The following is a 4,380-nucleotide window of genomic DNA, read 5'->3' as shown; positions in this document are numbered from 1 at the left end:
CATGATTCCGGCGCACTTCGTGCTGTTGCCGCGGATGCCGCTGACGCCGAACGGCAAGGTCGAGCGCAAGGCGCTGCCGGCGCCGGACCTCGGTTCCAGCGAGCTTGCCTATGTCGGCCCGCGCACGCCCGAAGAGGAAATCCTGGCCGGGATCTGGGCCGAGGTATTGCAACGCGGCGAGCATGAACAGATCGGCGTGCACGAACACTTCTTCCACATCGGCGGCCATTCGCTGCTGGCCACGCAAGTGATGGCCAAGCTGCGCGCCGCCTTCCAGCTGGAACTACCGCTGCGCGCGCTGTTCGACGCCACCACCATTGAAACGCTGGCGCAACGCATCGTGCAAGCGCGCCGGGAACAAGGCGCCGGCGGCGTTCCCGCCATCGCGCCGGCCGATCGGAACGCCCCGCTGGCGTTGTCGTTCGGCCAGCAACGCCTGTGGTTCCTCGACCAGTTCGAGTCCGGCAGCGCGCTCTACAACCTGCCCGCCGCGGTGCGCTTGAGCGGCAGCCTCGATGGCGACGCGCTGGAACGCAGCCTCAACGAGATTGTGCGGCGCCACGAAGCGCTGCGCACCCGTTTCGCCAGCGTCGACGGCACCCCGCGGCAAGTCATCGCCGCCGCCGGCGCCTGCGCGCTGGCGCACACCGACCTGAGCGGCCTGCCGCACGCCGAACGCGAAGCCAAGGCCCGCTGGCTGGCGCAGGACGAGGCGCAAACGCCGTTCGACCTGGACGGCGGCGCGCTGCTGCGCGCCCGCCTGATCCGGCTGGAGCCGGCGCAACATATTGTGCTGCTGACGATGCACCACATCGCCTCCGACGGCTGGTCGCTGGGCGTCCTGGTGCGCGAACTGGTCGCGCTGTACACGGCCTACTCGCAACAGCGGGCGTCGCCGCTGCCGGAACTGGCAATCCAGTACGCCGACTTCGCGCAGTGGCAGCGGCAATGGCTGCAAGGCGAGGCGCTGGAACAGCAAGTGTCCTACTGGAAAAACCAACTGGGCGGTGCGCCAACCCTGCTAACGCTGCCGACCGACCGTGCACGTCCGGCATCGCAAAGCTATCGCGGCGCCAGCCTGCCGTTCGTCATTTCGCAAACGACCACGGCGGGCCTGCACGCGCTCAGCCGGCAGGCGCGGGCGACGCTGTTCATGACCCTGGCGGCGGCCTTCAATGTGTTGCTGGCCCGTCATGCCGGGCAAAGCGACATCTGCATCGGCACGCCGATCGCCAATCGCCAACGGGCCGAACTGGAGCCGCTGATCGGCTTCTTCGTCAACACGCTGGTGCTGCGCACCCAGGTTGACGGCAACGCCGCGTTCAGCGACTTGCTGCAACAAGTGCGCGCCACCGCGCTGGGCGCGTACGCGCACCAGGACCTGCCGTTCGAGCAACTGGTCGAGGCCTTGAACCCCGAGCGCCACGCCAGCCATGCGCCGCTGTTCCAGGTGATGCTGGTGTTGCAGAATGCACCGTTGAGCGGACTGGCGCTGCCGGGCCTGACCCTCGAAGCGTTGCCAGCCGCGGAGGCGCCGGCCAAGTTCGACCTGACCTGGAATGTGCAGGAAGAGGGCGGGCAATTGCTGAGCGCGTTCGAATACAGCACCGACCTGTTCGACGCCGCGACGATAGGCAGGATGGCGGGGCGTTTGACGCGCCTGCTGGAAGCGATGGTGGCCGAGCCGGACATGCGCGTGGCCGACCTGCCGCTGCTGCCGGACGCCGAGCGGCGCCAGTTGCTGGTGGATTGGAACGACACGGCGCGCGTCTATCCCCAGGATACGCTGCACGGCATGGTCGAAGCCCAGGCGGCGCGCACGCCGGACCGGGTGGCCGTGGCGTTCGAAGGGCGGGAACTCAGTTATGCCGAACTGAACGGGCGCGCCAACCGCCTGGCACATTACCTGCGCGAGCAGGGCGTCGGCCCGGACCGCCTGGTGGGCATCTGCGCCGAGCGCTCGCTGGACATGGTGACCGGTTTGCTGGCGATCCTGAAAGCCGGCGGCGCCTATGTGCCGCTGGACCCGGGGTATCCCACCGAACGCCTCGCCACTATCCTGAAAGACGCCGCTCCAGTGGTGCTGCTGGGCGAGCGGCGGGTGCTGGAACGCCTGGCGCATGCCGGCCCGGCTTTCTGTCTCGACACCCAGGACACCGCGCTGGCCGCCTATCCGGCCGAGAATCCGCCGGCGCGCGCGCTGCCGCGCAACCTCGCTTATGTGATCTACACCTCCGGCTCGACCGGCAAACCGAAAGGCGTCGGCATCGACCAGGCCGGTATCGTCAACCGCTTGCAATGGATGCAGGAAGCCTACGCCTTGACGGCGGCCGACCGGGTCTTGCAAAAGACACCATTCAGTTTCGACGTCTCGGTCTGGGAATTCTTCTGGCCGCTGGCCCATGGTGCCACGCTGGTCGTGGCGAAACCGGGCGGACACCAGGAGCCGGCCTATCTGGCCGAACTGATCGAGGCACAAGGCGTCACGACGCTGCACTTCGTACCGCCGATGCTCGACGTGTTCCTGCAAACACTGGCAACGCCGACGCAGGCGGCGCGTTGCCGCAGCCTGCGCCTGCTCATTTGCAGCGGCCAAGCCTTGCCGCTGGCCTTGCAACAGCGTTGCCTGGCGCAACTGCCCCAGGCCGCCCTGCACAATCTGTACGGCCCGACCGAAGCCTCGGTCGACGTCACGTTCTGGCGTTGCCGGGACGATGCGGAACTGGCCTGCGTACCCATCGGCGCGCCGATCGCCAACACCCAGATCTATATCCTGGACCGGCAATTGAATCCGGTGCCGGCCGGCGTGGCGGGCGAGCTGCACATCGGCGGCGTCGGGCTGGCGCGCGGCTACCTCAACCGCCCCGACCTGACGGCCGCGCAATTCATTCCGCACCCGTTCAGCGCGCAGCCCGGCGCGCGGCTGTACAAGTCGGGCGACCTGGCGCGCTACCTGCCCGACGGGCAGATCGAGTACCTGGGCCGGCTCGACCACCAAGTCAAGCTGCGTGGCTTGCGCATCGAGTTGGGCGAAATCGAAACGGCGCTGACGGCGCAAGACGGCGTGCGCGAAGCGGTGGTGCTGGCGCGCGAGGATGCGCCGGGCGAGCAGCGGCTGGTGGCGTATCTGGTCGCGCACGAGGACAGGCCAGGGGCGGACGTGGCGGACACGGCGCGGCTGCGCGCCGCGCTGGCGCGCACCTTGCCGGACTATATGATTCCGGCGCACTTCGTGCTGTTGCCGCGGATGCCGCTGACGCCGAACGGCAAGGTCGAGCGCAAGGCGCTGCCGGCGCCGGACCTGGCTTCCAACGAGCTTGCCTATGTCGGCCCGCGCACGCCCGAGGAGGAAATCCTGGCCGGCATCTGGGCCGAGGTATTGCAACGCGGCGAGCACGAACAGATCGGCGTGCATGAACACTTCTTCCATATCGGCGGCCATTCGCTGCTGGCCACGCAAGTGGTGTCGAAGCTGCGCGCCGCCTTCCAGCTGGAACTGCCGCTGCGCGCGCTGTTCGACGCCACCACCATTGAAACGCTGGCGCAACGCATCGTGCAAGCGCGCCAGGAACAAGGCGCCGGCGGCGTTCCCGTCATCGCGCCGGCCAATCGGAACGCCCCGCTGGCGTTGTCGTTCGGCCAGCAACGCCTGTGGTTCCTCGACCAGTTCGAGTCCGGCGGCGCGGTCTACAACGTGCCCGCCGCGGTGCGTCTGAGCGGCAGCCTCGATGGCGACGCGCTGCAGCGCAGCCTCAACGAGATTGTGCGGCGCCACGAAGCGTTGCGTACCCGTTTCGCCAGCGTCGACGGCAACCCGCGGCAAGTCATTGCCGCCGCGCGCGCCTGCGCGCTGGCGCACACCGACCTGAGCGGCCTGCCGCACGCCGAACGCGAGGCCAAGGCCGGCTGGCTGGCGCAGGACGAGGCACAAACGCCGTTCGACCTGGACGGCGGCGCGCTGCTGCGCGCCCGCCTGATCCGGCTGGAGCCGGAGCAACATATTGTACTGCTGACGATGCACCACATCGCCTCCGACGGCTGGTCGCTGGGCGTCCTGGTGCGCGAACTGGTCGCGCTGTACACGGCCTACTCGCAGCAGCAGGCGTCGCCGCTGCCGGAACTGGCGATCCAGTACGCCGACTTCGCGCAGTGGCAGCGGCAATACCTGCAAGGCGAGGCGCTGGAACAGCAAGTGTCCTACTGGAAAAACCAACTGGGCGGCGCGCCGACCCTGCTAACGCTGCCGACCGACCGTGCGCGTCCGGCATCGCAAAGCTATCGCGGCGCCAGCCTGCCGTTCGTCATTTCGCAAGCGACCACGGCGGGCCTGCACGCGCTCAGCCGGCAGGCGCGGGCGACGCTGTTCATGACCCTGGCGGC

At 68.5% G+C, this 4,380-nt stretch carries 1 protein-coding gene; it reads left to right on the top strand.

What is annotated here, in order from left to right; genetic code table 11:
* On the top strand, positions 1-4,380 hold a 4,380-nt coding region (locus tag JANGC3_RS30135), incomplete at both ends, for a non-ribosomal peptide synthetase (protein WP_017879295.1).

The sequence above is a fragment of the Janthinobacterium sp. CG3 genome (genome assembly GCF_000344615.1).
In the GTDB taxonomy this organism is placed as follows: Bacteria; Pseudomonadota; Gammaproteobacteria; order Burkholderiales; family Burkholderiaceae_D; genus Janthinobacterium.
Note: the sequence above shows the minus strand (reverse complement) of the source record. Positions and strands in the feature narration are given on the sequence as shown.